The sequence below is a fragment of the Caballeronia sp. dw_276 genome, assembly GCF_018449635.1.
Lineage (GTDB): Bacteria > Pseudomonadota > Gammaproteobacteria > Burkholderiales > Burkholderiaceae > Caballeronia.
On sequence record NZ_JAAVUV010000003.1, the window covers coordinates 331,685 to 358,249 of the forward strand.

Annotated in this window: 17 protein-coding genes and 1 pseudogene; 5 read left to right on the forward strand and 13 right to left on the reverse strand. The window is 60.9% G+C overall.

The window, feature by feature from the left end; genetic code table 11:
* Positions 1 to 6: 6 nt before the first annotated feature.
* From HB633_RS07335 to HB633_RS07360, 6 genes and pseudogenes are all read right to left on the reverse strand, one after another.
* Positions 7 to 1,116: an FUSC family protein gene (locus HB633_RS07335; RefSeq protein WP_213777452.1), complete on the reverse strand. Its 1,110-nt coding sequence runs from the start codon at positions 1,114 to 1,116 to the stop codon at positions 7 to 9.
* Between the two features lie 110 nt (positions 1,117 to 1,226).
* Positions 1,227 to 2,777 carry a sodium:solute symporter gene (locus HB633_RS07340; RefSeq protein ID WP_213777696.1) on the reverse strand — a complete coding sequence of 517 codons (1,551 nt, stop codon included), beginning with the start codon at positions 2,775 to 2,777 and terminating at the stop codon, positions 1,227 to 1,229.
* Positions 2,777 to 3,031 carry a DUF3311 domain-containing protein gene (locus HB633_RS07345; RefSeq protein WP_213777453.1) on the reverse strand — a complete coding sequence of 85 codons (255 nt, stop codon included), beginning with the start codon at positions 3,029 to 3,031 and terminating at the stop codon, positions 2,777 to 2,779. Before HB633_RS07345 ends, HB633_RS07340 begins: the two co-directional genes overlap by 1 nt.
* Before the next feature lie 239 nt (positions 3,032 to 3,270).
* Positions 3,271 to 4,173: a spermidine synthase gene (locus tag HB633_RS07350; protein WP_213777454.1), complete on the reverse strand. Its 903-nt coding sequence runs from the start codon at positions 4,171 to 4,173 to the stop codon at positions 3,271 to 3,273.
* Positions 4,170 to 4,643, reverse strand: a complete 474-nt coding sequence (locus tag HB633_RS07355; protein ID WP_213777455.1) for a DNA-deoxyinosine glycosylase — start codon at positions 4,641 to 4,643, stop codon at positions 4,170 to 4,172. Before HB633_RS07355 ends, HB633_RS07350 begins: the two co-directional genes overlap by 4 nt.
* A 14-nt stretch (positions 4,644 to 4,657) precedes the next feature.
* Positions 4,658 to 5,206 (reverse strand): annotated as a pseudogene (locus tag HB633_RS07360) (chorismate lyase); the annotation flags it as partial.
* A gap of 123 nt (positions 5,207 to 5,329) precedes the next feature.
* On the opposite strand from HB633_RS07360, the gene HB633_RS07365 reads away from it, so the two are divergent.
* Positions 5,330 to 5,587 carry a hypothetical protein gene (locus HB633_RS07365; protein ID WP_200945675.1) on the forward strand — a complete coding sequence of 86 codons (258 nt, stop codon included), beginning with the start codon at positions 5,330 to 5,332 and terminating at the stop codon, positions 5,585 to 5,587.
* Between the two features lie 166 nt (positions 5,588 to 5,753).
* On the opposite strand, the gene htpG is transcribed toward HB633_RS07365, so the two are convergent.
* Entirely contained in the window at positions 5,754 to 7,661 is a 1,908-nt protein-coding gene (gene htpG / locus HB633_RS07370) for a molecular chaperone HtpG (protein ID WP_213777457.1), read from the reverse strand.
* Between the two features lie 143 nt (positions 7,662 to 7,804).
* On the reverse strand, positions 7,805 to 9,247 hold the full coding sequence (locus HB633_RS07375) for a PLP-dependent aminotransferase family protein (RefSeq protein ID WP_213777458.1): 1,443 nt from the start codon (positions 9,245 to 9,247) through the stop codon (positions 7,805 to 7,807).
* Between the two features lie 275 nt (positions 9,248 to 9,522).
* Between HB633_RS07375 and HB633_RS07380 the strand changes: the two genes are divergently transcribed.
* From HB633_RS07380 to HB633_RS07395, 4 genes are all read left to right on the forward strand, one after another.
* A complete protein-coding gene (locus tag HB633_RS07380; RefSeq protein ID WP_213777459.1) occupies positions 9,523 to 10,395 on the forward strand; it encodes a VOC family protein in 873 nt (290 codons plus the stop codon).
* Between the two features lie 77 nt (positions 10,396 to 10,472).
* Positions 10,473 to 11,669, forward strand: coding sequence for a PLP-dependent aminotransferase family protein (locus HB633_RS07385; RefSeq protein WP_213777460.1), 1,197 nt, complete (start codon positions 10,473 to 10,475; stop codon positions 11,667 to 11,669).
* Between the two features lie 30 nt (positions 11,670 to 11,699).
* Entirely contained in the window at positions 11,700 to 12,164 is a 465-nt protein-coding gene (locus tag HB633_RS07390) for a RidA family protein (RefSeq protein WP_213777461.1), read from the forward strand.
* A 519-nt stretch (positions 12,165 to 12,683) separates the two neighbouring features.
* Positions 12,684 to 15,083, forward strand: a complete 2,400-nt coding sequence (locus HB633_RS07395) for an EAL domain-containing protein (protein ID WP_213777462.1) — start codon at positions 12,684 to 12,686, stop codon at positions 15,081 to 15,083.
* Positions 15,084 to 15,099: 16 nt separating this feature from the next.
* Here the strand turns inward: HB633_RS07395 and HB633_RS07400 are convergent, their stop codons facing one another.
* The 5 genes from HB633_RS07400 to HB633_RS07420 form a co-directional block, all read right to left on the reverse strand.
* Positions 15,100 to 19,032: an autotransporter outer membrane beta-barrel domain-containing protein gene (locus tag HB633_RS07400; protein WP_213777463.1), complete on the reverse strand. Its 3,933-nt coding sequence runs from the start codon at positions 19,030 to 19,032 to the stop codon at positions 15,100 to 15,102.
* Positions 19,033 to 19,249: 217 nt separating this feature from the next.
* Positions 19,250 to 19,708, reverse strand: coding sequence for a CopD family protein (locus HB633_RS07405; protein ID WP_213777464.1), 459 nt, complete (start codon positions 19,706 to 19,708; stop codon positions 19,250 to 19,252).
* A 145-nt stretch (positions 19,709 to 19,853) separates the two neighbouring features.
* Positions 19,854 to 22,166: a DNA topoisomerase IV subunit A gene (gene parC / locus HB633_RS07410; protein ID WP_213777465.1), complete on the reverse strand. Its 2,313-nt coding sequence runs from the start codon at positions 22,164 to 22,166 to the stop codon at positions 19,854 to 19,856.
* 52 nt (positions 22,167 to 22,218) lie between these two features.
* Entirely contained in the window at positions 22,219 to 24,234 is a 2,016-nt protein-coding gene (locus tag HB633_RS07415) for a DNA topoisomerase IV subunit B (RefSeq protein ID WP_213777466.1), read from the reverse strand.
* Positions 24,235 to 24,490: 256 nt separating this feature from the next.
* Complete coding sequence (locus tag HB633_RS07420) at positions 24,491 to 26,428, reverse strand: ATP-binding cassette domain-containing protein (RefSeq protein ID WP_213777467.1); 1,938 nt, start codon at positions 26,426 to 26,428, stop codon at positions 24,491 to 24,493.
* Positions 26,429 to 26,565: the final 137 nt, after the last annotated feature.

A 26,565-nucleotide genomic window follows, 5' to 3' on the forward strand; every position in this document is an offset into this window, starting at 1 on the left:
AGAGTTTTATCGATGAAACGGCTGCGCGCCTTCAAGGTTCCATTGCCGCTCGATTTCGATCAGCCGCAAGCGCAGCCGGTCCACTTGTTCCGCCAGCCGCTTTGCAAGCCAGTATGGGCCCTGCAAATCGGGCGCAAGGTCGGCCGCGATGCTCGCGGTCCGTTCCAGTCGCGCGGCGGCAGCCGGCGACCCGGTCGCCGCATGCAGCAAACCCACGCGTCCGAATCGCAATGCGCGCGCCATCAACATCAAGGTATGACGCACGGCGCGTTCTTCGGCGTGGCCGCTTGCGGCCAACCCAGGCGCGTCGTCGGGGACGGAAGACGCCATCATTTCGAGTGCGGTGATGATCGAGCGATGCTGGCGCTGGATGTCCTCGAGCACGGCGACCGGTGCGTTGATTTCCTTCGCGACCGACGCCAGCAGCGAACGCGATGAAACCAGCCGGGCGTTCATCGTGACGAAGCGCTTTGTCATGACCTCGACCGGTATGCGGCGCCCTTCCACGATCGCACCGTAGATCCGCGCGCTGTCACGCATGTTATCGGCGAGACGATAACGCCACGAATACGTCGCGTATTGCGGCAATACGAACGAAAACGCCAGCGCGATCACAATGCCGATCAACACGGTCAGCGTGCGCCACAGGCCGACATCGATGGACAAATTCCCGTGCCCCGCGACGATCACGGTAGTGATGCCCGTGAGCAACGCGATATACCCCGGCTTGCCGATCGCGTGATACGCGCACACGCCCGCAATGACGGCCAATAAGCCGAACGTGATCATGGTCGAGTGCGTCACCGATTGCAGCAGGATCAACCCGAGTCCAAGCGACGCGCCAAGCAAGGTCCCGACCGCGCGTTCCGCCGCCTTCTTGCGGATATTGCCGTGATGCTGCAAGCCGCCGATCACGACGAGCAAGGTCACCGTGGACCACTCGCCGTGGGGAATATCGATGCCGGACGTCAGCGCGATCGATGCAAGCAGCGCCAGCGCGACCCGCGCCGCGTGAAGGTACTTGGCGTGGCGGTATCGGAAGTAAGGCGAGCCAAGCACATGCAGCGTGCGGCGCGTGTGGCTTCGAAGGGGCTTGGATGGTTCGGTTGCGGTCATGCGGTTCCGTGGATAACGAATTACACCCTGACAATAAAACGGCCTCCGGAATAAGAAAACGCCCGCAACATCCGTTACGGGCGTTTTACCAGCTTTCGGCTCGTCGAGGATCAGGTTTCCGCTACATCCAGATAATCCTCGGGGCTCGTGCGGTCATCGGAGCGCTTGAGGCCGATCACGCGCACCAGAATGCTGACCACAATCGATACCACCAGATTCACGACCAGTGCCCATACCGCGGCGTATCCGGGAATGGCGTAGCCGAACAGATGGATCGTGAAAATCGATCCAGCCAGTTTCAGCGATACCGCCATCCACGTGCCGGTGGCAATCCCCGCAGCCCAGCCAAGCAGCAAACCACGGTGATCCAGAACCCGCGTGTAAAGGCCGAGCACCAGCGCCGGCAGCGTCTGGATGATCCAGATCCCGCCGAGCAGTTGCAGCTGAATGGCGTACGTCAGCGGCAGCGCCAGGATGAACACGACCGCGCCGACCTTCACCAGCAACGACACCAGCTTCGCCACGTTGGTTTCCTGCTCCGGCGTCATGTTCGTGTTCACGAACTCCTTATGCACGTTGCGCGTGTACAGGTTGGCCGCTGCAATCGACATGATCGCGGCAGGCACCAGCGCGCCGATACCAATCGCCGCAAACGCCACGCCCACGAACCACGACGGGAAGAAATGCAGGAACAGCGCCGGGACTGCGAAGTTCGAACCGTACGCCTTGAAGTACGGCGCGAATTCCGGCATGTCCTTCACGCCCGATGCCAGCGCCATATAACCCAGCAACGCGAGCAAGCCGAGCACCAGCGAATACGCCGGGAGCAAAGCCATGTTGCGGCGGATCGTGTTACCCGATTTCGACGACAACACCGCCGTCACCGAGTGCGGATACAGGAACAGCGCAAGCGCCGAACCGACCGCAAGCGTTGCATAGGCGCTATACCCGTTCAGGCTCGATGCATCCGGCGCCTTCAACAGGATCTTGGCAGGATCGACCGCATGGAAGATCGCGCCGAAACCGCCGAGCTGCGCGGGGATGATGATCATCGCGGCGATGATCGTGATGTAGATCAGCACGTCCTTCACGACCGCGATCATGGCCGGCGCGCGCAGGCCCGACGTGTACGTGTAGGCCGCGAGAATCGCGAACGCGATGATCAGCGGCAGATCGCCGACAAAACCCTTGGTATCGAATCCGAGCGCGCCGATCACCACTTCAATACCGACCAGCTGCAACGCAATGTACGGCATCGTGGCGACGATACCCGTGACGGCGATCGCCAACGCGAGCATGCGGCTGTTGTAGCGGGCGTGCACGAAGTCGGCGGCGGTGACATAGCCGAATTTCTTCGATATCGACCACAGCTTCGGGAACACGACGAACGCGAACGGATAGATCAGGATGGTGTACGGCAACGCGAAGAAGCCAGTTGCGCCCGCGCCGAACACGAGCGCCGGAACCGCGACGAACGTGTATGCGGTGTACAGGTCGCCGCCCAGCAGGAACCACGTGACGATCGTGCCGAAGCGACGGCCGCCGAGGCCCCATTCATCGAGTTGACCAAGGTCGGCCTTGCGCCAGTGAGCGGCGACAAAACCCAGGATCGTCACGCCTATGAAGAACAGGACGAAGACGAAGGTTGCGGTGGCGTTCATCATCGCGGGCTCCCGGGCGTGAGCTTGGAAGCACTGTGGATGGGCTTGGTTTTCTTGTAGACCACGGCGGTTATAACCGCGCTGATCAGAACCCAGAGCAACTGATACCAATAGAAGAACGGAAAGCCCCAGAGCACCGGTTCGATCTTGTTGTAAAACGGCACCCAGACAACGGCGATCCAGGGAAGTATCAGCAGCCAAAGCCACTGTTTGTTGCGGACCTGCCCAGTGGCGGTCACCGCATCTTGAGCCATGACGGTCTCCTCTTTTCTCTTGAAATTGCTGCTCGGCTAGCGGCTGCGCGGCTTGATGCACGGACTTGCACGGCGTGTGGCAAAGCGCCAGCCTAAATAGCGCCCCGAAATAACACGTGGAGTATATGGACGCATAAAAGCCGGTCAAGCAGGGCGAACCCGAACCGTAATGGACCAAGAAAGCATTATGTAATTTTGGCTTTCCGGGCCGCTGTTATGGCTTCGGGTTCGTCGTCAGGCTAGATGGAAAAGTTGGGGGTATCGCCGGCTTCGGCGCTGATCGCCAACGCCTTCACCCATTGACGTGCGGGAAGCTTCAGTTCCTTTTCGATGAGCTTCGCGCGTTGTTCCAGTTGCGTGTACGGCACGTCGAGCCCGGGACCCGCAAACGCAATGGCGATGCGGTTGCCATCGTGGACTTCAGGCAATGCGATCACGCGGCCATCGAAGGCTTCGTTCAGGCGCTTCATGTTGCGCACGAAGCTCGGATGATCGCCGAACAGGTTGATCGTCACCACGCCCGCCGACGGCGTCAGGCAAGCCCGGCACGCACGATAGAACGCGACGCTGTCGAGCACGGGGCCGCGCGCGGTGGCATCGTAGACATCGATCTGCAAGGCGCCGATGCTGCCGTGATTCGCCGCGTCATTGACGAAATCGTAGGCATCTTGCTCGTGGATGGTAAGACGTGCGTCGTCGTTGGGCAGCTCGAACATCGTGCGCGCCGCGATCACGACTGACGGGTTCAGCTCGACCGCTTCGACCTTCGCGCGCTTCAGGAACGCGTGCGCGAACTTCGTGAGCGCCGCCGCGCCCAGACCGAGTTGCACCACACGTTTGGGCGTCTCGATGAACAACAGCCACGCCATCATCTGCTGCGCGTATTCGAGTTCGATGTGATTGGGCCGTTTCAGGCGCATCGCGCCCTGCACCCATTCGGTGCCGAAATGCAGGAAACGCACGCCGCCCTCTTCCGAGAACGTCACGGGCGCGAAGCGCGGTTTGCGCGGGGCATCGATACGCGGCGCGTTTTCGAGGTCGTCATCGCGTTCACGCTTGGCGCGTTTTTTATCGTGCTTCTTGTCGTGGCGCTTGCCGAACGCGCGCGCTTCAGCCGACGCGCGTTTGATTAATTGGGTCATTTAAGGATGTCGCGCCAGATGCGCAATTTTTGATCGAACGAGAGGATAGCATTCGCGGGACTCGACGACGGCAGGACGAGGGTTTCGTAGCCCGCTTCGCGAATCACCGGCTCGAAACGGCCCGATGTCTTGCCATTGAAGCAGAGCTTTTTCAAACCTGGCGCGTGCCGACGAAACGACGCGAAGTCATTGGGGTTTGCATTGCGAATTGCACTGTCGAGACTGCCTTCCCGTTCGCACGCCGCGAGCACATCCCACAAGCCGATGCCATGTTCGAGCAACTTGAGAACACGCTCGCCGTAGGGAAGCTCGCTCAACGGCTCGCCGATCACCGTTCCCACGAGACGCCAGAATTGATTGCGCGGATGAGCGTAGTACTGCGCGGCATCGAGCGATGCAACGCCCGGGAAACTGCCGAGTATCAGCGTGTGCGTGTTTTCATCGGCGATGGGCGGGAAGCCTTTCAGCATGGTTCGCGGCGCTCAAGGAACGACCAGAGCGCCGGCAGAAAGCATTCGGTGACCATGAGCGGCGCGCTTTTTCGCACGAATACAGAACGGCGCGCAAGGAAGGCGTGCGGCGTTTCACGATGCACTTGCGCCGCCGCGAGTGCGTAAAGCGGATCACGTGCCGTAATCCTGCGCGACGTCAGCGGCGAGCGCCACACGCTGCTGTCGCTGTATAAAAGCTCGGCCAGCGGACGCGTTCTCAAACGGCGGATCGCTTGCCACACGCCCGAACTGACATCGAGCGGCACGATGCTGTGCGCCGCGACGAACGGCACGCCCTCCACGTTCAGCACGACTTCGCGCGTCCACACGGGCGTACGCGGCGTGATGTTCAACGCGCTGGATTCGTCGCGCCAAGGCTGGCTCACGGTCTCGCGGGTGACATCGACGGTGACGGCGCCGAGCTTACGCAGATGCGCGGTGAGCGAGCCGCCGCGCGTAAGCCAGTCTTTCTGGTCGGCGGTGAAAGCGGGAAGCGGACGAATGCGCCAGTCGCCGGGCGCCGCAATAAGGGTATTCAGCATGCGCGAGATTATAAAACCAGGCGTGTAAATAGGACGAATCGTATAGATGTCAGCTTGGGCTCGGGGAAGACTTGGAGACCGGTCGGGAGATGACCGGCAATCAATCAACCAGAGAGGAAAGACATGTCGGTGAATACAAAACAAACGTCGAAGGCCGTCGCTACGCTCGCATCGCATACGCTGCATGATCCGAAGGCTTCGGCGATTGCAAAGAGTCTGGCAGCATCGGCTTTATCGCAAACGCATACGAAAAATCAGACCGGCGCGCAAATGGAGCACAAGGCCTCACTCGTTCTTCACAGCGACAAGTATTCGAAAGAGACCAAGACGCTGGCGGCGTCGGTGGTAGCCCAGGCGAACAAGGAACGCAAAGCCAAATGAAAACAAGCCGTTCCGGAGTCGCTCCCGGAACGGCTTGATCGTTTTCGATAATCCGCGCTTGATCCCGCGCGCGGATTACCGAACTAACGAATTGCTACCCCGCTTGGGCCGGCACAAAAAAAAATGCGCCCCGAAGGGCGCATCCACAACGTCAAGCTTGTTTAATTCATCGCGCCAGCAACAACGCATTCGTCCGCTTCACAAAGCTCGCCGGATCTTCCAGCGATCCACCTTCGGCCAGCATCGCCTGATCGAACAACAGATGGCACCAGTCGCTGAAATTCGGATCATCCGCGTGGAGCTTCTTCACCAGCGGATGTTCCGGATTCACTTCCAGAATCGGCTGCATTTGCGGCGCGGCCTGACCGGCCTGCTTCAGCATGCGCTGCAGATAACCGCTCATGTCGCCGTCGTCGGCAACGAGGCACGTCGGCGAATCGGTCAGGCGGAACGTCAGGCGCACGTCCTTGGCCTTGCCTTCCAGCGCGGCCTTCATGCTTTCCACCAGCGGCTTCAGTTCCTCGCCGACCTTTTCCTGCGCCTGTTTTTCTTCGTCGTTCAACGCGCCGAGATCCAGATCGCCGCGCGCCACGCTTTGCAGCGGCTTGCCATCGAATTCGTTCAGGAACGAGAGCATCCATTCGTCGACACGATCCGTCAGCAGCAGCACTTCAACGCCCTTCTTGCGGAACACTTCAAGATGCGGGCTGTTCTTCGCGGCCTGCCACGTGTCGGCGGTCACGTAATAGATCTTCGTCTGCTCGGGCTTCATGCGCGACGCGTAATCGGCCAGCGCCACCGTTTGTTCCGACGACGAATCCGTATGCGTCGATGCAAACCGCAACAGCTTCGCAATGCGTTCGCGATTGCCGTAATCCTCGCCGATCCCTTCCTTGAACACTTGTCCGAACTCTTTCCAGAACGACGCGTATTTGGCTTTATCGGCGTCATCCGTGGCTTCCGCGGACGACGATGCCACTTCTTCCAGCATCGATAAAACCCGCTTCGTCACGCCTTCGCGAATCGCCTTCACATCGCGGCTTTCCTGCAGGATTTCACGCGATACATTGAGCGGCAGATCGGCCGAATCCACCACGCCCTTCACGAAACGCAGATACGCCGGCAGCAATTGTTCGGCGTCGTCCATGATGAACACACGCTTCACATAAAGCTTCAGCCCGCCGCGATGATCGCGGTTCCACATATCGAACGGCGCGTGCTTCGGCACATACAGCAATTGCGTGTATTCGCTGCGGCCTTCCACGCGGTTGTGGGTCCACGCGAGCGGTTCGTCGTGATCGTGCGAGATGTGCTGATAGAACTGCTTGTATTGCTCATCGGTGACGTCGCTTTTCGCGCGGGTCCACAACGCGCTTGCCTGGTTCACCGTCTCGTCTTCGTCCTTCGTGACCATCTCGGACTTCTCGGCGTCCCATTCTTCCTGCTTCATCAGGATGGGCAGCGCGACGTGATCCGAATACTTCTGGATAACCGATTTCAGCTTGTGCGTGGACAGGAACTCGTCTTCTTCCGGGCGCAGATGCAGCGTGATGCTCGAACCGCGTTGCGCGCGCTCGATCTGCTCGACCACGAAATCGCCCTCGCCCGCGCTTTCCCAGCGCACGCCTTCGCTCGCCGGCAACCCGGCGCGGCGTGTTTCAACCGTGATCTTGTCCGCGACGATGAAACCGGAATAAAAGCCCACGCCAAACTGGCCGATCAGCGCAGCGTCCTTTTGCTGATCGCCCGAGAGCTTCGAGAAGAATTCCTTCGTGCCCGAACGCGCGATCGTGCCGAGGTTCGCGATCGCTTCGTCGCGGCTCATGCCGATGCCGTTATCGTCGATGGTGATCGTGCGCGCCGCCTTGTCGTACGAGATGCGGATACGCAGATCCGGATCGTTCTCGTACAGCGCGCCGTTTTCGATGCCTTCGAAACGCAGCTTGTCCGCCGCGTCCGATGCGTTCGAAATCAGCTCGCGCAGGAAAATTTCCTTGTTGCTGTAGAGCGAATGGATCATCAGATGCAGAAGTTGCTTCACTTCTGCCTGAAAGCTCATGGTTTCTTGTGCCATGGTCGGTTCCTCTTTTGTCTAGTGTTGACGGGTTTTAAGCGGCAGCGGTGCGGAAAAACACCGCGCGAATTCTGCGACACATGAGGTCGCCGTCGGGAATTTCAAGGGGCGCCGTTCAAAGCGCCACTGCGGCCCGATCCGTCCTAACCCATGCGATCGGCGTATTCGGTGAGCATTGCAGGCAGCCCTGGATCGCCGCAATTGGCAATGTTAAAGCGCATCCAGGTGCTCGGCAGTTGATGCGGGGAAAAGAGGCTTCCCGGCGTCAACAGGAACCCGGCCTCGTGCCCGAAGGCCGCGAGACCTTCCGAGTCCACGCCGGTATCGGCCCATAAAAACATGCCGGCCGCCGGGACGAGATACGGCTTGTAGCCCACTTTTTCGAACATGCGTACGGTCTTCTCGCGCACGCCATCGAGTTTCACGCGCAGGCGCTCGACGTGCCGCCGGTAGTGGCCATCGGTGAGGACTTTGTACAAGACGCGCTCGTTGAGTTCCGGACTGGTCATGCCAACGAGCATCTTTTGATCGGCAATTGCATTCGCCACTTCCGGCGCGCACGCGATGTACCCCACGCGCAAATTCGGCGCGAGCGTCTTGGAAAAGCTGTTGAGGAAGATCACGCGCTTGAGCTGATCGAGGCTTGCGAGACGCGTGGCCGCGAAGTTGGTCGGGCAGAGGTCGCCGTAAATATCGTCTTCCACGACGATGAAATCATAGGTCTGCGCAAGCTGGAGAATCCGAAAAGCCTGCGCTGCCGTAAGCGACGTTCCCGTGGGATTTTGCAGGACCGAATTGATCACGAGCATCTTCGGACGCCACGTCTGCACGAGATTTTCGAGGGCATCGAGATCGGGGCCGTCGGGCGTGTACGGCATGCCGACGAGCCGCGCGCCTTGCGCGATGAAGCGGCCGAACATCTGGAACCACGCAGGGTCGCCCACGATCACCGTATCGCCCGGCTTGACGAACACGCGTGCAATCAAGTCGATGGCTTGCGTCACGCCCGACACCATCACGATTTGCTGCGTCGATGCGCCAATCTCCAGCTCTTCCAGCCGTGTCTGCAACTGCTGGCGCAGCGGCAGGAAGCCTTGCGGCGTGCCGAATCCGAGCATTTGCCCGCCGCTTTGCCGGCTGATCGACCGCAGGGCGCCGGTTAGCAATTCGCCGTTCAGCCAACTGGACGGCAGATAGCCGATGCCCGGCCCCTTCGCCGGACTCGACGTATGCAGCATGTTGCGCAGCAGCCAGACCACGTCGATGGTGCTCGTGACCGGCTGCGGTTCGCTGGCCGATTGCGGATGCACGTGAGCGTCGTTCGAGCCGCTGCGGTCGCGCACGAAAAACCCGGACCCACGGCGTGAATCCAGATAACCGTGCGCGACCAGCCGTTCGTACGCCTCGACCACGGTAAAGCGCGACACGCCTTTATCCACGGCGAGCTTGCGGATCGACGGCATCCGCATGCCGGGGCGAAACACCCTTTCATCAATACGGCGCCGTCCCCACTGAACCAGCTGGTCGACAAGCGTAAGCTGCGGCGCGCCGTGCGGGGCGGGAATCTGGTCGAGCGGAACGGACATGCCGGGCTCCATCGGATGAATGCGTGCGGTGACTGTACCGAGAAGTATCGGATAGATTGTACCGTTACTGTCACGGTCCTAGCCGATACATTTTAAGATCGCGCTGATGCTAATCTGGCCGCTTTTGTAGCCTTGCAGCGAGATCCTGGTGAGTACCGAATACCCGGCCGAATGGCTAATGCGACCGCGCTGCCAGGCGAAACGGGTATGCTGGCGAGCTTGGCCGTGGTTTTCCACGCATCTCATTCACGTCGTATTTACGTTGTCCGTGCACCATGACCGCTCCGCCGTTGCAACTCGACCATCTCGTGATCGCCGCCCGCACGCTTGAAGAAGGCGCGCGTTTCATCGCCGCGAAACTGGGCGTGGAGACGAGCGAGGGCGGCGCCCATCCGCTGATGCGCACGCATAACCGCTTACTCAACCTCTGGGGCGGCGCATATCTGGAAGTGATCGCAATCGATCCCGCTGCAGCCGCCACGGAATCTCCGCACGCTCGTCTTTTCGCACTCGATGACCCCGCGTTTCTCGAACGGCTCGAAACGGGCCCGCAACTCGTGCATTGGGTCGCGCGCGTCGATCGGCCGAAATTGCTGACGCGCTGGCAGGCGCAATACCCTGAGCGCATCGCGCCCGTCGTAGCCATGTCGCGCGGCACGAACAGCTGGAACCTGACCGTGCCCGACGATGGCTCGTTTCCCGCATGGCAAGGTTCCGGCAATGGACTTCTGCCCTCATTGATCCAATGGGATACGGCGCGGCATCCGAGTGCATCGTTGCCTGAAACAGGTATTGCGGTGAAGTCGATGACGGGGTTTCATCCGCGTGCGCATTTGCTCCTGGAACAGATGGCGTGGCTCGGCACATCGCATTTGATGAACGTCGAAGTGACGCAAGGCGCGCCGGTTCTGGTCGCGGAATTCGAGCTGCCGGATGGCTCCATCGTCACGATGGGTGAAACCTCCGAGGCAATCGAAGCCGCAATGCAGGCAGCGAGGCAAGCTGAACTAGCCGCCGCCAGACCCGCCCGCAGGCGCGCGAAAAGCAAGAAGGCGGAAGACGTAACCGAAGCCGCTGAAGATATGGAAACCGCAAGCGATTCAATGCCCGGCGAAACCGGGCAGCACGAAGAGCACCAAGAACATTGAGGCGGCGGGATAATAAGCATCCGCCGCGCCCCTGACCGACTGACCCGTACCGCCCACCAAGACCGACCGAGGACCCCATGAATCAAGCCGACCTTCAAGCCCAGCCGTGGCAACTTTCCGAACGCGCTAGAAAGCTCACCAGTTCGGCAATTCGTGAAATCCTGAAGGTCACGGAGCGTCCCGAGGTCATTTCGTTTGCGGGCGGATTGCCTTCGCCGGCGACGTTTCCCGTCGAAGAGATGCGCGTGGCGTGTGACCGCATCCTGCGCGACAGTCCGGCCGCCGCGCTTCAATACAGCGCGACCGAAGGCTATCTGCCGCTGCGCGAATGGGTCGCGCAACGGTATTCGGTGAATGGCGCGTCGGTGCGTGCTTCGCAAGTGCTGATCACGACCGGATCGCAGCAGGCGCTGGATCTGCTCGGCAAGGTATTGATCGATCCGGCGAGCCGCGTGCTGGTCGAAACGCCGACCTACCTTGGCGCGCTGCAATCGTTTTCAATGTACGAGCCGAACTACGTACAAGTTCCAACCGATGAACACGGCCTGATTCCCGAAGCGCTGAATACCACGCTTACCGCGGGCGCACGCCTCTTGTACGCGCAGCCGAATTTCCAGAACCCGACTGGCCGTCGCTTGTCGCTCGAACGCCGGACGGCGCTCGCCGCGTTTGCGCAACGTGCCGGGTTCCCGGTGATCGAAGACGATCCGTACGGCGCGCTCGACTACGCCGGTACGCCGCTGCCGACCATGCTTTCCATGGCGCCGGATCACATCGTGCATCTGGGGTCGTTTTCGAAGGTGTTGTCGCCGGGCATGCGCGTGGGTTACATCATCGCGCCCGAGGAACTGCACTTCAAACTCGTCCAGGCCAAACAAGCAACCGACCTGCATACGCCGAGCCTCACACAGCGCATCGTGCATGAGGTCGTGAAGGACGGATTCCTCGAAACGCATATTCCGAAGATCCGCGCGCTGTATCGGGATCAATGCGCGGCCATGCTGGCATCGCTTGAAAAGCACATGCCGGCGGGCGTGGAGTGGAACCGGCCGGAAGGCGGCATGTTCGTGTGGGTGAAGCTGCCACAGCACATCGATACAATGAAACTGCTCGAGCAATCCATTGCGCAACACGTCGCGTTCGTCCCTGGCGGACCGTTCTTCGCGAACGAAGCCGAGCACAACACGCTGCGCTTGTCGTTCGTGACGGTGCCGCCGGCCAAGATCGACGAAGGCGTTGCAAAGCTCGGCGCGCTGATTCGCGCGCAGGTTTGATTTTCACCACTCATTTCAAGGGAAACTCACATGGCTCAACTGAACGTGTACGACAAGCTGAAGGAACTCGGCATTGAATTGCCGACAGCCGGCGCTCCTGCCGCTGCCTATGTCATGAGTGCGCAAAGCGGCAATACGGTCTACCTCTCCGGCCACATTGCGAAGAAGGACGGCAAGGTGTGGGCGGGCAAACTGGGCGCAACGCTCACGACCGCGGAAGGCCAGGTTGCTGCGCGCTCGATTGCCGTCGACCTGATCGCGACGCTGCACGCGCACGTGGGCGACCTCAACAAGGTCACGCGGATTGTGAAAGTAATGAGCCTCGTCAACTCAACGTTCGAATTCACCGAACAGCATCTGGTGACGAACGGCGCATCCGAACTGATCGCCGAGGTGTTCGGCGAGCGCGGCAAGCATGCCCGCTCCGCTTTCGGCGTGGCGCAAATTCCGCTTGGCGCATGCGTCGAGATTGAATTGATCGCCGAAGTCGCCTGAACGGTCAAGAATTAAACGTTAAAGGCGTTTTCGAACGCCGCGTTTATTACACGCGTTTGTTTTCCCCGATGCCGCCCGGCATCGGGATGGTGAATCCGGATGCTTTTTATATCGATAAATCGCATCTGCGAAACAACGTTTCATGGCGCTGAGGCTTACCAGGCGGGCGTTTCAGCCTATCCGCGTATACCTCGATGCGCCATCGAACCTCTGAGCTTCCTTAAACGGGTCGCCTTCAGTAATATCTAAGCCGGCCCGCATTGGTAATATCTGAGCTGCGGCTTCGAGCATGAAGCCTACATGCTGCGAGATTTAAGTATCCATATTCAATAAATAACTGTAAGAAATGCAAGATGCGCGTGGAGCAATTTGCGCAAACTTGCAAACGATTTCGAAGACGCATCCAGTTTTGATTGAGCCACGAACTGGATTGAGTCAGCAGCGGACCACCGGACCGCCAATTTGATCCGGACCACCCGCCCGCCACTACGTCACCGGGTCCATGAACTGACCGAACCCATGAACCGATCACGGCCCAGAACGCCACGCGACATGAAACACGCGGACTTTCCCCGCAGGCGTCGCGCATTGTTCGCCATCCCCGCGCTAGGGGCGCTCGTGCTCGTGCTGCTTTGGACGGTCATCTTCGCGCGGCTTTCGGTCGAGCGCGAAGCGGCGACGCACGCGTCCATGGCATCAGCCGCCATCCTTTCTTCGGCGCTCGAACAGCACACGATCAAGGCGATCCACCAGGTCGACCAGATCACCCGTTTCGTCAAATACGAGTTCGAGAAGACGCCGGGTCAGTTCAACCTGGCGAGCACGGTTGAAAAAGGCGTGGTGCAAAGCGACACGCTGGTGCAAGTGTCTCTTATCGATGAACACGGCATCCTCACCGCGACCACCGCCGAATCGAAACCCAGACCCGTCGATCTGTCGGATCGGGAGCATTTCCAGGTTCACGCGCTATCGAACGATGACTTGCTGTATATCAGCAAGCCGGTGCTTGGCCGCGTATCGCGTCAATGGACGCTGCAGATCACGCGGCGCCTGAATCATCCCGATGGCTCGTTTGCGGGCGTGGTGGTCGTCTCGGAAAACCCCAGCTATTTCACGAGTGATTTTTATAACGTTGCGTCGATCGGTCGTGAAGGCGTCGTTGCCGTGATCTCGGATAACGGCTCCGTGCTGGCGCGCAGTACCGGCGCGGGTTCGTTCACGTCGAAGGCCAACGGCCGCATGATGAGAATGGGCGAACCCGGCAGCGACTCGGCGAGCGTCTTCACTGCAAGCGGCGTGTATCCGACGTCAGATCACGCGTCGGGTATCTACGTCGATCCTATCGATAACGTCACGCGCATCGTTTCGTACCGGCATATCGATGGTTATCCGCTCGGCGTGCTGGTAGGTCTTTCGCAGGCCGAGGAGTTCACCGACTTCAACCACACGCGCCGCGTCTATCTGCTGATGGCAACGTTCATCTCGCTTGCCATGCTCGGCTTCTTCGCGGTGGCGACGGGCCTGATCGGCAAGCTGCTCGGGCGCGAGCGCGAGATGACGCATCTGGTTGAATATGATTTGCTGACCGGATTGCGCAACCGTTATTCAACGCTGCAGACGCTCAGGCAAGATGTGGTGAAACCCGAGAACGTGGGTCACCTCGCGCTGCTTTTCATCGATCTCGACAACTTCAAGACCGTCAACGACACGCTCGGCCACAATGCCGGCGACATCGTCCTGCAGATGACGGCATCGAGGCTCGCGGAAACCGTCGGCGACCATGGCACGCTTTCGCGCATCGGCGGCGACGAGTTCGTGGTCGTAGTGAAAGGCGCCGATGTCGAGCGGCAGGCCGTCGAAATGGCCGAAGCGGTGTCACATATGTTCGCCACGCCCTTCGACGTCCGCGGCAGCGCGTTCGTGCTGCATGCAAGCGTGGGCATTGCGTTGTATTCGGTATCGAGCGAAAGCGAAATCGACCTGCTGAAAAAGGCCGATCTCGCCATGTACAGCGCGAAGGACGCGGGCAAGAATTGCTACCAGTTTTATTCGCCGCAGTTGTCGCATCGCGCGGACCATTTGATGAAGTGGGAACAGCAATTAAGGGTCGCGCTCGCGCAAAACCAGTTGTTCCTTGCGTACCAGCCGAAGATCGACCTGACGCGCCGGTGCATCACCGGCTTCGAAGCACTCGCCCGTTGGAACCATCCGCAACACGGTCTGATCCCCGCGAACGAATTCATTCCGGTCGCGGAAAGCACGGGCTTGATCGTGCCGATCGGGGATTTCGTGATTCATACCGCGTGCCGGCAATTGGCCATCTGGCAGGGCCAAGGGTATGACGGGTTGTCGCTCGCGGTGAACATCTCGGCGGTGCAGTTCTGGCGCGGCGATTTGCTCGAAACGGTGGCGGCCGCCATTCGCGAAAGCGGCATCGCGCCGGGCAAGCTCGAGCTTGAGATCACGGAAACCGTGATGATGGAGTTTCCGGATATCGTGGCGGAAAAGATTGCGGCGTTGAAGCGGCTCGGCGTGCGGATCGCGCTGGATGACTTCGGCACCGGGTATTCGTCACTGTCATACCTGAACCGTTTTGCCGTCGATACCCTCAAGGTGGACCGGTCGTTTATCCAGGCCATTCCGCATGATCGAAGCGTTTGCGTGATGGTTTCGGCGATCGTGAATCTGGCGCGATCGCTCGGGCTGACCGTAGTCGTGGAAGGCACCGAGACCGAAGAGCAAATCACGTGGCTGTCGCGGCTTGGACCTATCGAGGCACAGGGGTTTCTGTTTTCTCGCGCGGTGCCGGCCGAAGGCGTTCAGGCGTTGCTCGACCGGTTCGGGGTTTGCGGTCTGGGACTCGTATCCGATGTCGTCGCGCTGCCGTTTGGCGAAGCGCCATCGAATGCGGTGGATTGAACTTCTTCTCGAAGCTTCACCAGCGGTAGTCCAAACCCACGTTTCCCGCATGCGTGTGGCCGCCTCCGCCGAACTCGCCGTCGTAGCGCAATCCGGCATGCACTCGCCGTCCCAGCGCAACACGCACGCCTATTCCTGCCTGCATTGCGTCGCGCGCCGCGCCGCTGCCGTGCACGGCAAAAGCGCTGTTCGCCGCACCTTCGAAACTCGCGCTGACCGCCTGTGTTCGCGCGCCGTACTGATGCACCCACGCCAGTTCGCCATTGAGGCTCCATGCATGGCCAAGCAATTCCAATTGATTGCGCCAGCGCGCGCCCAATGACGATCGTATGGAGTTTGCGGTGTTCGCCGACACGGCCAGGTTCACCGAATCGGCGCCGCTTTCGTTGAACGCCGGCGTCTCTGCCCGCTGCAATTCAAGCGCTACGAACGGCGACACCACGCCGATCTTTCCCATCGATATATCCACGCCATTGCTGAGCGTGGCGAAGTACTGGTTCCCGCCGACACTGCCGAGCGCCGTGCGCGGGGTATCGGTGAAGAAGATCGAGCGCTTCATGTCGTCACTGTTGCGCGCATATCCCGCCGATGCCTGCAGCCAGTACGCGCCCGGCACATAACTGCCGTACAGCGCTGCCTGGTAGGTATCGAACTGGCCGTGAACGGGCAACGTACTGGTCGAAGTATTGCCGTGCATGGCGGCGAGCGCCGCGCCGACGGTGACCTTCGGCACGATCCTGTAATCGATGCCCGATATCACGCCGCCTATGCTCGTTTGCTGGCCAAGCCAGGTGTCGTAGCCGCCGAGCTTGCCGGTGCTGCCGAGCACGCTGATCCACGAGCACACACGCCCAGGATTGGCCGACGACGGTGTCGCAACGTCCGCCGCGCATTCGCCGGCGAAGCGCGCGGCGTTCAGCCTGTCATCGATTGCGTTCATGCTAAGGCGCGCGGCTTCGAAGTGCGCGTTCGGGAAGGCGGCGTAGGCTTCCGCGCTCAACTGGTCGAGCGCCGCATATGCCGATGAACCTTCAAGGCTCAGCAAGTCGCCTGCGACCGACAGAAAATCACGCGTTGGCGCAACGCCCGACCCGATGCCCGCCACGCCATGATCGAGCGCCGCTTCGACCGCGATCTGGTTCGGGGTGCCACCGGCGAACTGGAAGCCGCGCTGCACGTGAAGGTAAGCGTTGCTGGCATCGTAGGAGAGCGATGCCGAGACAAACGGATTGCGCGTCTCCAAGCCGGAGAAGACACCCGTGAGACCGGCGGTCGTGGACAGGATGGTGTACGTGTCGGTGGGCGTGAAGGACGCCGCGCGCAGACGCACGCGCACGAGACCGCCTTGCAGCGCCGCTGTTCCAGCGACGGCGATCAGGTCGTGGCCGTCCGGCGTGATATCGGCCTCGTAATGGCTTCCCGAAGCCTGCGTATATGAGCCGGCAACTGAAAGCGTGCCCGTCGATAAACGCTGAAGTCCCGCAATTGCCGCAACGGTCGGTGCGCCCGGCGCGATGACACCTTGCATCGAAACCGCGCCTTTCAGCGCGCCCGTGCCATTGAGCGTGGAATCGGGCGCGATGGTGACCGATGGACTCGTCAGGTTGCCGGTCAACGTCAGCGTGCTGTGGCTGATCGTGCTGGCCGAGGTTATCGATACCGGAGCTGACAAGGTCCAGTTGGCGTCCTGCATGGTCAGCGTGGAAAAGCCCGATGTCCGGCTCGCCAACGTGCCTGCGCCTTGCAACGTCAATGCATTCGACGAACCCAATCCGCCGTCAAGATCGCCGGTTACGTTGCTTCCGCTGCCGAGCGTCAAGCGGTTGTTCGACCCGGTAAAACGCACGGCGGCGGACTGGCCGATGATCGTTCCTGCGTTGACGATCGACACATTCGATCCGGCGATGACGGCGACGCCCGTCGCGCTGGTAATCGATGCGCCCTGCTCGTTCGTCAGGCTCGCAACACCGCCGGGGGCATCGATGGAAACGCCCGTTCCGTTCACGCCTTGCGCCGCGATCGACCCCGCGTTCTCGATGGAAACATCCGTCCCGGCCACTGCCAAAACGCCATTGGCGCCGTGGATGGATGCGCCGCGCTGGTTGAGCAAGCTCGTCTGACCCGTAGGCGCATTGATCGCAACGCCGGCCCCATTGTTCCCATTCGATGCGATGCGCCCCGCGTTGATCATCGACACATTCGATCCCGCCTGCACCGCGTTGCCGCCCGCAGCCGTGATCGACCCGCCCGCCTTGTTCACGAGATTCGCGGGACCCGAGGGGGCATCGATGGCAACACCTGCTCCGGTTGTGCCACTTGCTTCGATCGCGCCCGCATTGCTGATCGATACGTTCGAGCCCGCCTTGACCGCGTCGCCCGCTACGCTCGTGATCGATCCGCCCCGCTCGTTGCTCAGCACAGCGACGCCCGAGGGTGCATCGATCGCGACGCCGGTTCCGTCGATGCCACCCGCCACGATCGTTCCCGCGTTTGTGATCGATACATTCACGGAGCCCGGCGCCAGAACTCCGGACGCGCCTTTGATCGATGCGCCTTGCTGATTCGCGAGGCTTGCGGTACCGGAAGTTGCATCGATCAGAACACCGCTTCCGTTGTCCGCGCTTCCCGCGATCGATCCCGCATTGATGATCGAAACGCTCGCGCCGGACTGAACCGAAGCTTTGACCGCATCCCCGGCCGCGCTCGTGATCGATCCGCCCCGCTCGTTCGTCAGGCTCGCCGCGCCCGCAGGAGAAACGATTAGAACGCCGACAGATTTCGCCCCTTGCGACGCAATGGAGCCCGCGTTCTCCACGCTTGTAGCATCGCCGGTTGCGAGCACCGCGGCCACGCCGTCGGCGCTGCTCGAAATCGAACCGCGGTTGACGACCCGGCTTTTGTCATTCACCGATACCGCGTTCCCCGCGCTCGCCGCGACCGATCCGCCCGGCAACACTTCTATGTCAACACCCGTGACGCCGGCTTGGGCGATGAGGCTGCCGCTCAACTGCCCGGCCACTGCAACGCCGCCGCCATCGATGAGCCACGTCTGCCCGCCGCCATTTGCGCCGGTGAAAGTCCAGGTGCCCGGATCATCCTTGCGCAAGATCGTGAAGCCGCGATATTGCGCCGATGCACCCAAGGCCGATATGTCGAAGCTGCCGTCGTTCGTGCCGCCGAGAATCAGCGTGTTCGTTCCAGCGCCCGCATCGACGACGCCGAGAATGGTCGCTGTACCCGTCAGCCGTAGCGCGTCGTCATTTGGTCCGAACAGGATTGCCGTGCCGCCCGTCCCGTTGATGCTGCCGCTATTCGAAACGAAGCTGCCGGTCCCGGCTGCGCTACCCGTTGCGGCCGCGCTCAGGTCGATTGCCGTGCCGTTCAGCGAAATGATCAGTCCGTCGTTGAAAACCGTTGTCGCCGAATTGGAAAGAATGGCGGGACCATACCCAACGATCGTCCCCGTGACGAGATTTGTCACGGTGCCGCCGCTCGGCAAGTGAACGCCCGACTGCGTGCTTGACAGGTCCTCCGCCGAGCCGCTGATCGTACCCGCGTTGGTCACGGTGCTGGTCGAGCGATTGGCGTAGACGGCGTCAAGATGACCCAGGATCGACGCGCCGGCGGCATTGACGATATCGCCGCCGCTGTACAACGCAATTCCGGTCGTGGTGTTGCTGCGCACAGAACCGTTATTCAGGATCGATACAGGGCTGTCGAATTCGACGGCGAAATAGCCGCCAACAACAACGCCGTTATTGGTCAGCGTCCACGTAATTGCGTTATCCGATTTTCCGAAGATCGCGACGCTGCCTTGCGCGGTTGTATCGATAACCGCATCCGGAACTACGGTGAACGGATTGTCAGCCGGATTCAGCGAGTAGCCGGTTTGGGAACCAGCCAGATCAGTGGCATTCGCGGTATCGACAGCGAGATTGGCGAAAGCCAATATTGTTATTGGCAGGCCGATCCAGCGATGCTCTTTTTTTACCCAGGATACCGAACCGCCGGGCTGTCTCTTTGATCTTTTCGAAGCGCTCATTACCCGTTTCCAAAACGAATCGACTCAGCACTTTAGTCTGTCGAGAACGCGTTGGCGATGGGTAATGAAGCAGTAAAACAAGGAGTGAAATGCTTCGATCTTTCGTTTATAAAGCAGCAGCGCGCTATAGTCCGCGCGATAAAACCGCCGTGCCGATAGTCACGACTCCCAGCACAATATTGATCAGCACGAGACGGCGAATGGTGCCGACGGAGCGCGCGCCATCGGGCCAGTTCTGCGATTGAACCGCACGACGGATCTTTGGGAATACGCCGAAGCGGATATGCCCGAATATCAACATCATCACAATGCCGATGCCGGCCATTGCATGCAACGGCCAGGGCGCATGTCCGCCGCCGAACTGTGACAACAGAAATCCACCGGTCAGCAGGATCACGAGCACCGATGCCGCGACCCAGTTGAAGAACCGGGCAAATACGGATTCCCACAGAGGCAAACGCAATTGCGGCGATAAATCCGCGATTGCCGGCCGCAGGCAAAAATGCGCGAATATCATTCCGCCAATCCAGACCGCTACTCCCAATAAATGCAGGAACAGCGCCACTTCAATTGCCTTGTTCATCCGGGTTCCTGATTGCAGGTTTATCTGCCGCTGAATGCGACATTCGGGCATTCGACTCGCTCGAATGAAACCAGTTCAAGTATTTTTCAAGATAAAGAAATGCCCGGGTCGAATACCCCCGGGCATTTCAGACGAACGCTGGGTTTCAGCCCTCGAGAACCGGACGCAGATCAGTCACCTTGATGGTGACATCCGGCGCACGGCCCTTGCGCGCACGCTTGCCGACATAGGCCTCGAGCGCTGCCGAGCTCAGCTTTTCGTCGCGCACCTTGCCGCCGCGTCCCGCGCCCGTCAACACGATCCCGCGCTTGTCGATGGCCAGGGCCTGCCGCAATGTTTCCTTTGGTTCCAGCGCGACCAGGATCACGCCACGACCGCCGCCCGAAAGCGTTTTCATTTCATCGATACCGAACACCAGCAGGCGCCCATTGCTCGTCAAGCACGCGACGTGCGTGGCGCCCGCCAGCACAGGCATGGGTATCAGCGGAGCAGCGCCTTCGTCGATGGTCATGAACGACTTGCCCGCCTTCACGCGGCTGACCATGTCGCCAAGCTTGGCCATGAAACCAAAACCGTTGCTCGATGCCAGCAGCAACGGCTGATCCGCCGAAGCCGCGAAGTAATGCAGCAGATGCGTTCCCGACTCCAGCTCGATCAACGACGTCACCGGCACGCCGTCGCCGCGGCCGCCCGGCAACATGGCAACCGGCACGGAATACACGCGCCCGTTGCTGCCCCACGCGACCAATACGTCCGGCGTGCGCGCGAGGAACGTGCCATAAATGCCATCGCCCGCCTTGAACTGGAAGCTCGCCGGGTCGAGCCCGTGACCCTTCAACGCGCGCACCCAGCCCTTCTGCGATACCACGACCGTGACCGGATCATCGACCACGCGCGCTTCGAACGTCGCGCGTTTTTCCGCCTGGATCAGCGTGCGGCGATCGTCGCCATACGTCTTGGCATCGCCTTCGATTTCCTTGATCAGCAGGCGCTTCATGGCGGCGTCGCTGTTCAGCAATTCTTCGAGCTTTTCCTTCTCGCTGCGCAGATCCTTCAATTCCTGCTCGATCTTGATTGCCTCGAGCCGCGCGAGTTGCCGCAACCGGATTTCGAGAATGTCGTCGGCCTGGCGCTCGCTGAGCTTGAACCGCTCCATCAGCGCTTCCTTGGGATCGTCGGCTTCACGAATCACGCGGATCACTTCATCGATATTCAGGAAGACGATCATTCGTCCTTCGAGAATATGGATGCGGTCGTTCACCTTGCCAAGCCGATGCTGCGTGCGCCGCGTGACCGTCGTGAAACGGAAACCGATCCACTCGTGCAGGATTTCGCGAAGACCCTTCTGACGCGGCCGGCCGTCGGCGCTGATCATGACCAAATTGATGGATGAGTTCGATTCAAGGCTCGTATGCGCGAGCAGCGAATGCACGAACTCCGTCTGGTCGATGCGGCTCGACTTCGGCTCGAACACAAGGCGCACGGGTGCGTCGCGGCCCGATTCGTCGCGAACTGTATCAAGCAGCGCAAGCATGGTCTGCTTGGTCTGCAATTGATCGGGGCTCAACGCCTTCTTGCCGAGCTTGATTTTCGGGTTTGTCAGTTCCTCGATTTCCTCGAGCACCTTCTGGCCCGAAGTACTCGGCGGCAATTCGGTAATCACGAGTTGCCACTGACCACGCGCCATCTCCTCGATCTTCCAGCGCGCACGCACTTTCAGGCTGCCGCGGCCGGTTTCATAGGCCGCCGCGATTTCCGCCGGGCTGGAAATGATCTGCCCGCCGCCCGGAAAATCCGGGCCCGGAACCATGTCCATCAACTCGGCGTGTTCGATCTTCGGATTGCGGATCATCGCGACCGCGGCGGCCGCGACTTCGCGCAAATTGTGCGATGGAATTTCCGTCGCGAGACCCACCGCGATCCCCGACGCGCCATTCAGAAGCGCGAACGGCAGGCGTGCGGGCAGGAGCTTCGGCTCCTGGAACGAGCCGTCGTAATTCGGCATGAAGTCGACGGTGCCCATGTCGATTTCATCGAGCAGCAACTTGGCGATGGGCGTGAGGCGCGCTTCCGTGTACCGCATGGCCGCCGCGCCATCGCCGTCGCGCGAACCGAAGTTGCCCTGGCCGTCGATAAGCGGATAACGCATCGAGAAGGCCTGCGCGAGACGCACCAGCGCGTCATAGGCCGACTGATCGCCGTGCGGATGGTATTTACCGAGCACGTCGCCCACCACGCGGGCCGACTTCACCGGCTTGGCCGTGTTTGCCAGGCCCATCTCGTTCATGGCGAACAGGATGCGGCGCTGCACGGGCTTCTGGCCGTCGCTGACATCGGGCAACGCACGGCCTTTGACCACGCTCACCGCGTAGTCGAGATACGCGCGCTCGGCGTAATCGCCAAGCGTCAGTTTTTCGCCATCGGGCGCGGCTTCTTGTTCCGCGAAGAGATCGTCCATCGAATTTCCAGTGTTATGCGTTGACGAGGTTCAGGGGCAGACTCGCGGCAGCTCAGATATCCGCTTCGACTTCGTTGCCCTTCTCTTCCAGCCAGCTACGTCGCGATGCGGCTTCGCCCTTGCCCATCAGCATGGTCATGCGCGTGACCGTGTTGTCGAAGCCCAGGTCGCCGAGCTGGACCGGCAGCAAACGGCGCGTGTCGGGGTTCATGGTCGTGTCCCAGAGCTGCTCAGCGCTCATTTCGCCCAGGCCCTTGAAGCGGCTGATCGACCATTGCGTTTCGCGCACGCCGTCCTTCCTGAGTTTGTCCAGGATGGCTTCGAGTTCGCCTTCATCGAGGGCATAGAGTTTCTGCGCCGGCTTCTTGCCGCGAGCGGGGGCGTCGACACGAAAGAGCGGCGGCCGCGCAATGCACACGTTGCCCTGCTCGATCAGTTGCGGGAAATGTTTGAAGAACAGCGTGAGCAGGAGAACCTGGATGTGCGAGCCGTCCACGTCCGCGTCCGACAGGATGCAGATCTTGCCGTAACGCAGGTTCGAAAGATCCGCCTTGTTGTCGAGGCTATCCGGGCTATGCGGATCCACGCCGATCGCCACCGCGATGTCGTGCACTTCGTTGTTGGCGAACAGCCTGTCGCGCTCGGTTTCCCACGTGTTCAGCACCTTGCCGCGCAACGGCAGGATGGCCTGGAATTCCTTGTCGCGGCCCATCTTTGCCGAACCACCCGCCGAGTCACCCTCCACGAGGAAGAGCTCGTTGCGCGAGATGTCGGTGGATTCGCAATCGGTCAGCTTGCCGGGCAGCACCGCCACACCCGAGCTCTTGCGCTTCTCGACCTTCTGCCCCGCCCGCGTGCGCGCCTGAGCCTGACGGATCACCAGTTCCGCGAGCTTCTTGCCGTATTCGACGTGCTGGTTCAGCCACAATTCAAGCGCCGGCCGCGAAAACGACGACACGAGTTTCACGGCGTCGCGACTGTTCAGACGTTCCTTGATCTGCCCCTGGAACTGCGGATCGAGCACCTTCGCCGACAGCACGAACGACACCCGCGCGAACACGTCTTCCGCGAGCAGCTTGACGCCCTTGGGCTGCAGGTTATGCAACTCGACAAAGCTCTTGACCGCCTGGAACAAGCCGTCGCGCAGGCCGGATTCGTGCGTGCCGCCGGCGGGCGTGGGGATCAAGTTGACGTACGACTCGCGCAGCAACGGCCCTTCTTCGCTCCACGCGACGACCCAGCTCGCACCTTCGCCTTCGGCAAACGTCTCTTCGCTCGACTTCGCGTTGCCCGCGAAACGCTCGCCTTCGAACAACGGGATCAGCAGGTCGCTGCCGCCCATACCTTCGAGCAGGTAGCCACGCAGGCCGTCCTCGTACTTCCAGGTCTGGCGTTCGCCGGTTTTTTCGTTGATGAGCGTGACTTCCACGCCCGGCAGCAATACGGCCTTGGAGCGCAAGAGGCGCTGCAACTCGGCCACAGGCAGGTTCGGCGAATCGAAATACTTGGAATTGGCCCAGGCGGTGACGCGCGTGCCGGACCTCTTCTCGCCGCGATTCATCGCGCGGGTTTCGAGCGGCTTTACAACGTCGCCGTTGGCGAAACCCAGTTCCGCCACCTTTCCGTCGCGCCAGACAGTTACGTCGAGCCGCGTGGAAAGCGCGTTCGTTACCGATACACCCACGCCATGCAAGCCGCCCGAGAACGTGTACGCGCCGCCGGCGGCCTTGTCGAACTTGCCGCCCGCATGCAGGCGCGTGAACACGATCTCGACGACCGGCACGCCTTCCTCCGGATGCAGGCCATAGGGAATGCCGCGCCCGTCGTCTTCGACGGACACCGAATGGTCCGCATGCAGCGTCACCGTGATCTGCTTGCCATAGCCGCCGAGCGCCTCGTCCGAGGCGTTATCGATGACTTCCTGAATGATGTGCAGCGGATTTTCCGTGCGGGTGTACATGCCGGGCCGTTGCTTGACCGGCTCGAGCCCCTTCAGCACCTTGATCGATGCTTCGCTGTATCCGCTGTTCTTGCCGCCGTCGGCGGCGCTGGGTTTTTTCGTGGACATGTCTGGACGGTGGTCCGGCAGTCCGGGGGGGACGACCGGCGAATGCGTGAACAGTACGGGCCAATCCGGTGCGGCCGGCCAGGTGTGGCCCCGGCCGGGGCACCGATTTGAGCGTCGATAACCTGAAACCGCGACGGCGAACGCCAGCTTGCAGCCAACCTGCGGCCTTAAAGCCAGCGCGCCCGAAAACGCGACGTATTTTACTGATTTCGACAAACTTTTCGATACAGCGAACGGCGTGGCACCGAAGATAGCCTTACTTGCGCTTTGCTTCGAGTTCTTCCCAGCGTTCGAGCGCGACCAGCAGTTCTTCATCGATCACCGCGTGCCGTTCGCTCAATCGCGTGCCTTCCTTCGGATCTTTCGCGAAAACGGAACCGTCTTCCAGCTTTGCCGCGATGGACTTTTGCTCCGCTTCGAGCGCCGCGATTTGCGCCGGCAACGCTTCCAGTTCGCGAACTTCCTTGTACGGAAGCTTGTTGGATCGCTGTGAATTGCGTCCCGCGCCGCTGTCCTTCGGGCCGTCGTCCTTTTTCGCTTGCTTGGCGGTATCGCGGGCGGCGTCTGCCGCTATTTTTTCAGAACGGTCGCTCTGGATCTGCCAGTCGGTGAAGCCGCCGACGTACTCGCGCCACTTGCCCCCGCCTTCCGATGCAAACACAGACGTCACCACGTTATCGAGGAATTGCCGGTCGTGGCTCACCAGAAGAACCGTGCCGTCGTAATCAGTGAGCAGCTCTTCCAGCAGCTCGAGTGTCTGGATATCGAGGTCGTTGGTCGGCTCGTCCAGCACCAGCACGTTCGCCGGCCGGGCAAACAGGCGCGCCAGCAGCAGCCGGTTGCGCTCGCCGCCCGAAAGCGACCGCACGGGCGAACGCGCGCGCTCGGGCGCAAACAGGAAGTCGCCGAGATAGCTCATCACGTGTTTCTTCACGCCGTTCACTTCGACCCATTCGCTGCCGGGGCTGATGGTGTCGGCGAGGGTTTTATCGAGGTCGAGCTGCGCGCGCATCTGGTCGAAATACGCGACTTGCGTATTCGTGCCGGTGCGCACCGTGCCGCTGTCCGGCGCGAGTTCGCCGAGAATCATCTTGAGCAGCGTGGTCTTGCCCGCACCGTTCGGGCCGATGAAACCGAATTTGTCGCCGCGCATGACGGTGGCCGTGAAGTTATCGACGATGGTTCTGTCGCCGTACTTCTTCGTCACATCCGTCAGTTCCGACACGATCTTGCCCGAGCGTTCGCCTTGCCCGACGTCGAGCTTTACATTGCCCTGCACGTTGCGCCGTTCGGCACGTTCGTTACGCATTTCAACCAGCCGCGCAATCCGCCCGACGCTGCGCGTACGCCGCGCCTCCACGCCCTTGCGAATCCATACTTCTTCCTGCGCCAGCAGCTTGTCGAACTTGGCCGCTTCGACCTGTTCGATTTCAAGCTGCTGCGCCTTGCGCGTCTGGTACGCGGTGTAATTGCCCGGATACGAAAGCAAACGTCCACGATCCAGATCGACAATACGCGTTGCAACCTTGTCCAGAAACGCCCGGTCGTGGGTGATGAACAGCAGGCCCGTACGCAGCGTGACCAGCAACTCTTCGAGCCAGCGAATCCCTTCGAAATCGAGGTGGTTGGTCGGTTCGTCGAGCAGCAGTACGTCCGGCTGAACGACCAGCGCCCGCGCGAGCGCGACACGCTTTTTCATGCCGCCCGAAAGCGCGCCGGAACGAACGTCGCCATCCAGGCCGATCTGCTGCAGCGTGGTCGCAACGCGGGTCTGCCAGTTCCACGCATCGGTTGTGTCGAGTGACGATTGCAGCGCGTTCATGCGCGACATCAGCGCGTCGTGCTCCGGACCTTCGTGCGGTGCATCGGCGAGCTGGTGCGCAACGGCGTCGTAGTCATCGAGCAATTGCCGCGCGTGCGACAGGCCCGACGCGACGACGTCGAACACCGACGCCTCGAGGTCGAACTCGGGCTCCTGCGGCACATAGACGGTCGTGAGCTCGTTCTGGCGCGTGACCAGGCCGTCGTCCGGCTTCGCCAATCCGGCGATGATCTTCAGCAGCGACGACTTGCCCGCGCCGTTACGCCCGATAAGCCCGACGCGTTCGCCCGCTTCGAGTGAAAAGTCGGCGTGATCGAGCAACGCGACGTGGCCGAACGCGAGTTGCGCGTCGGAAATGGAATAAAGCGACATGGGAGGCAGCCGGAAAAGTGCAAATACTGGAAGCGGCCATTGTACCGGTCTTGGCCGGTGCGCCCGGGCCCCTCTGCCATCAGGCCTAATAAAGGGACCTGCCTGGTTACAACTAGACGATGCGGCCGGCGCCATTT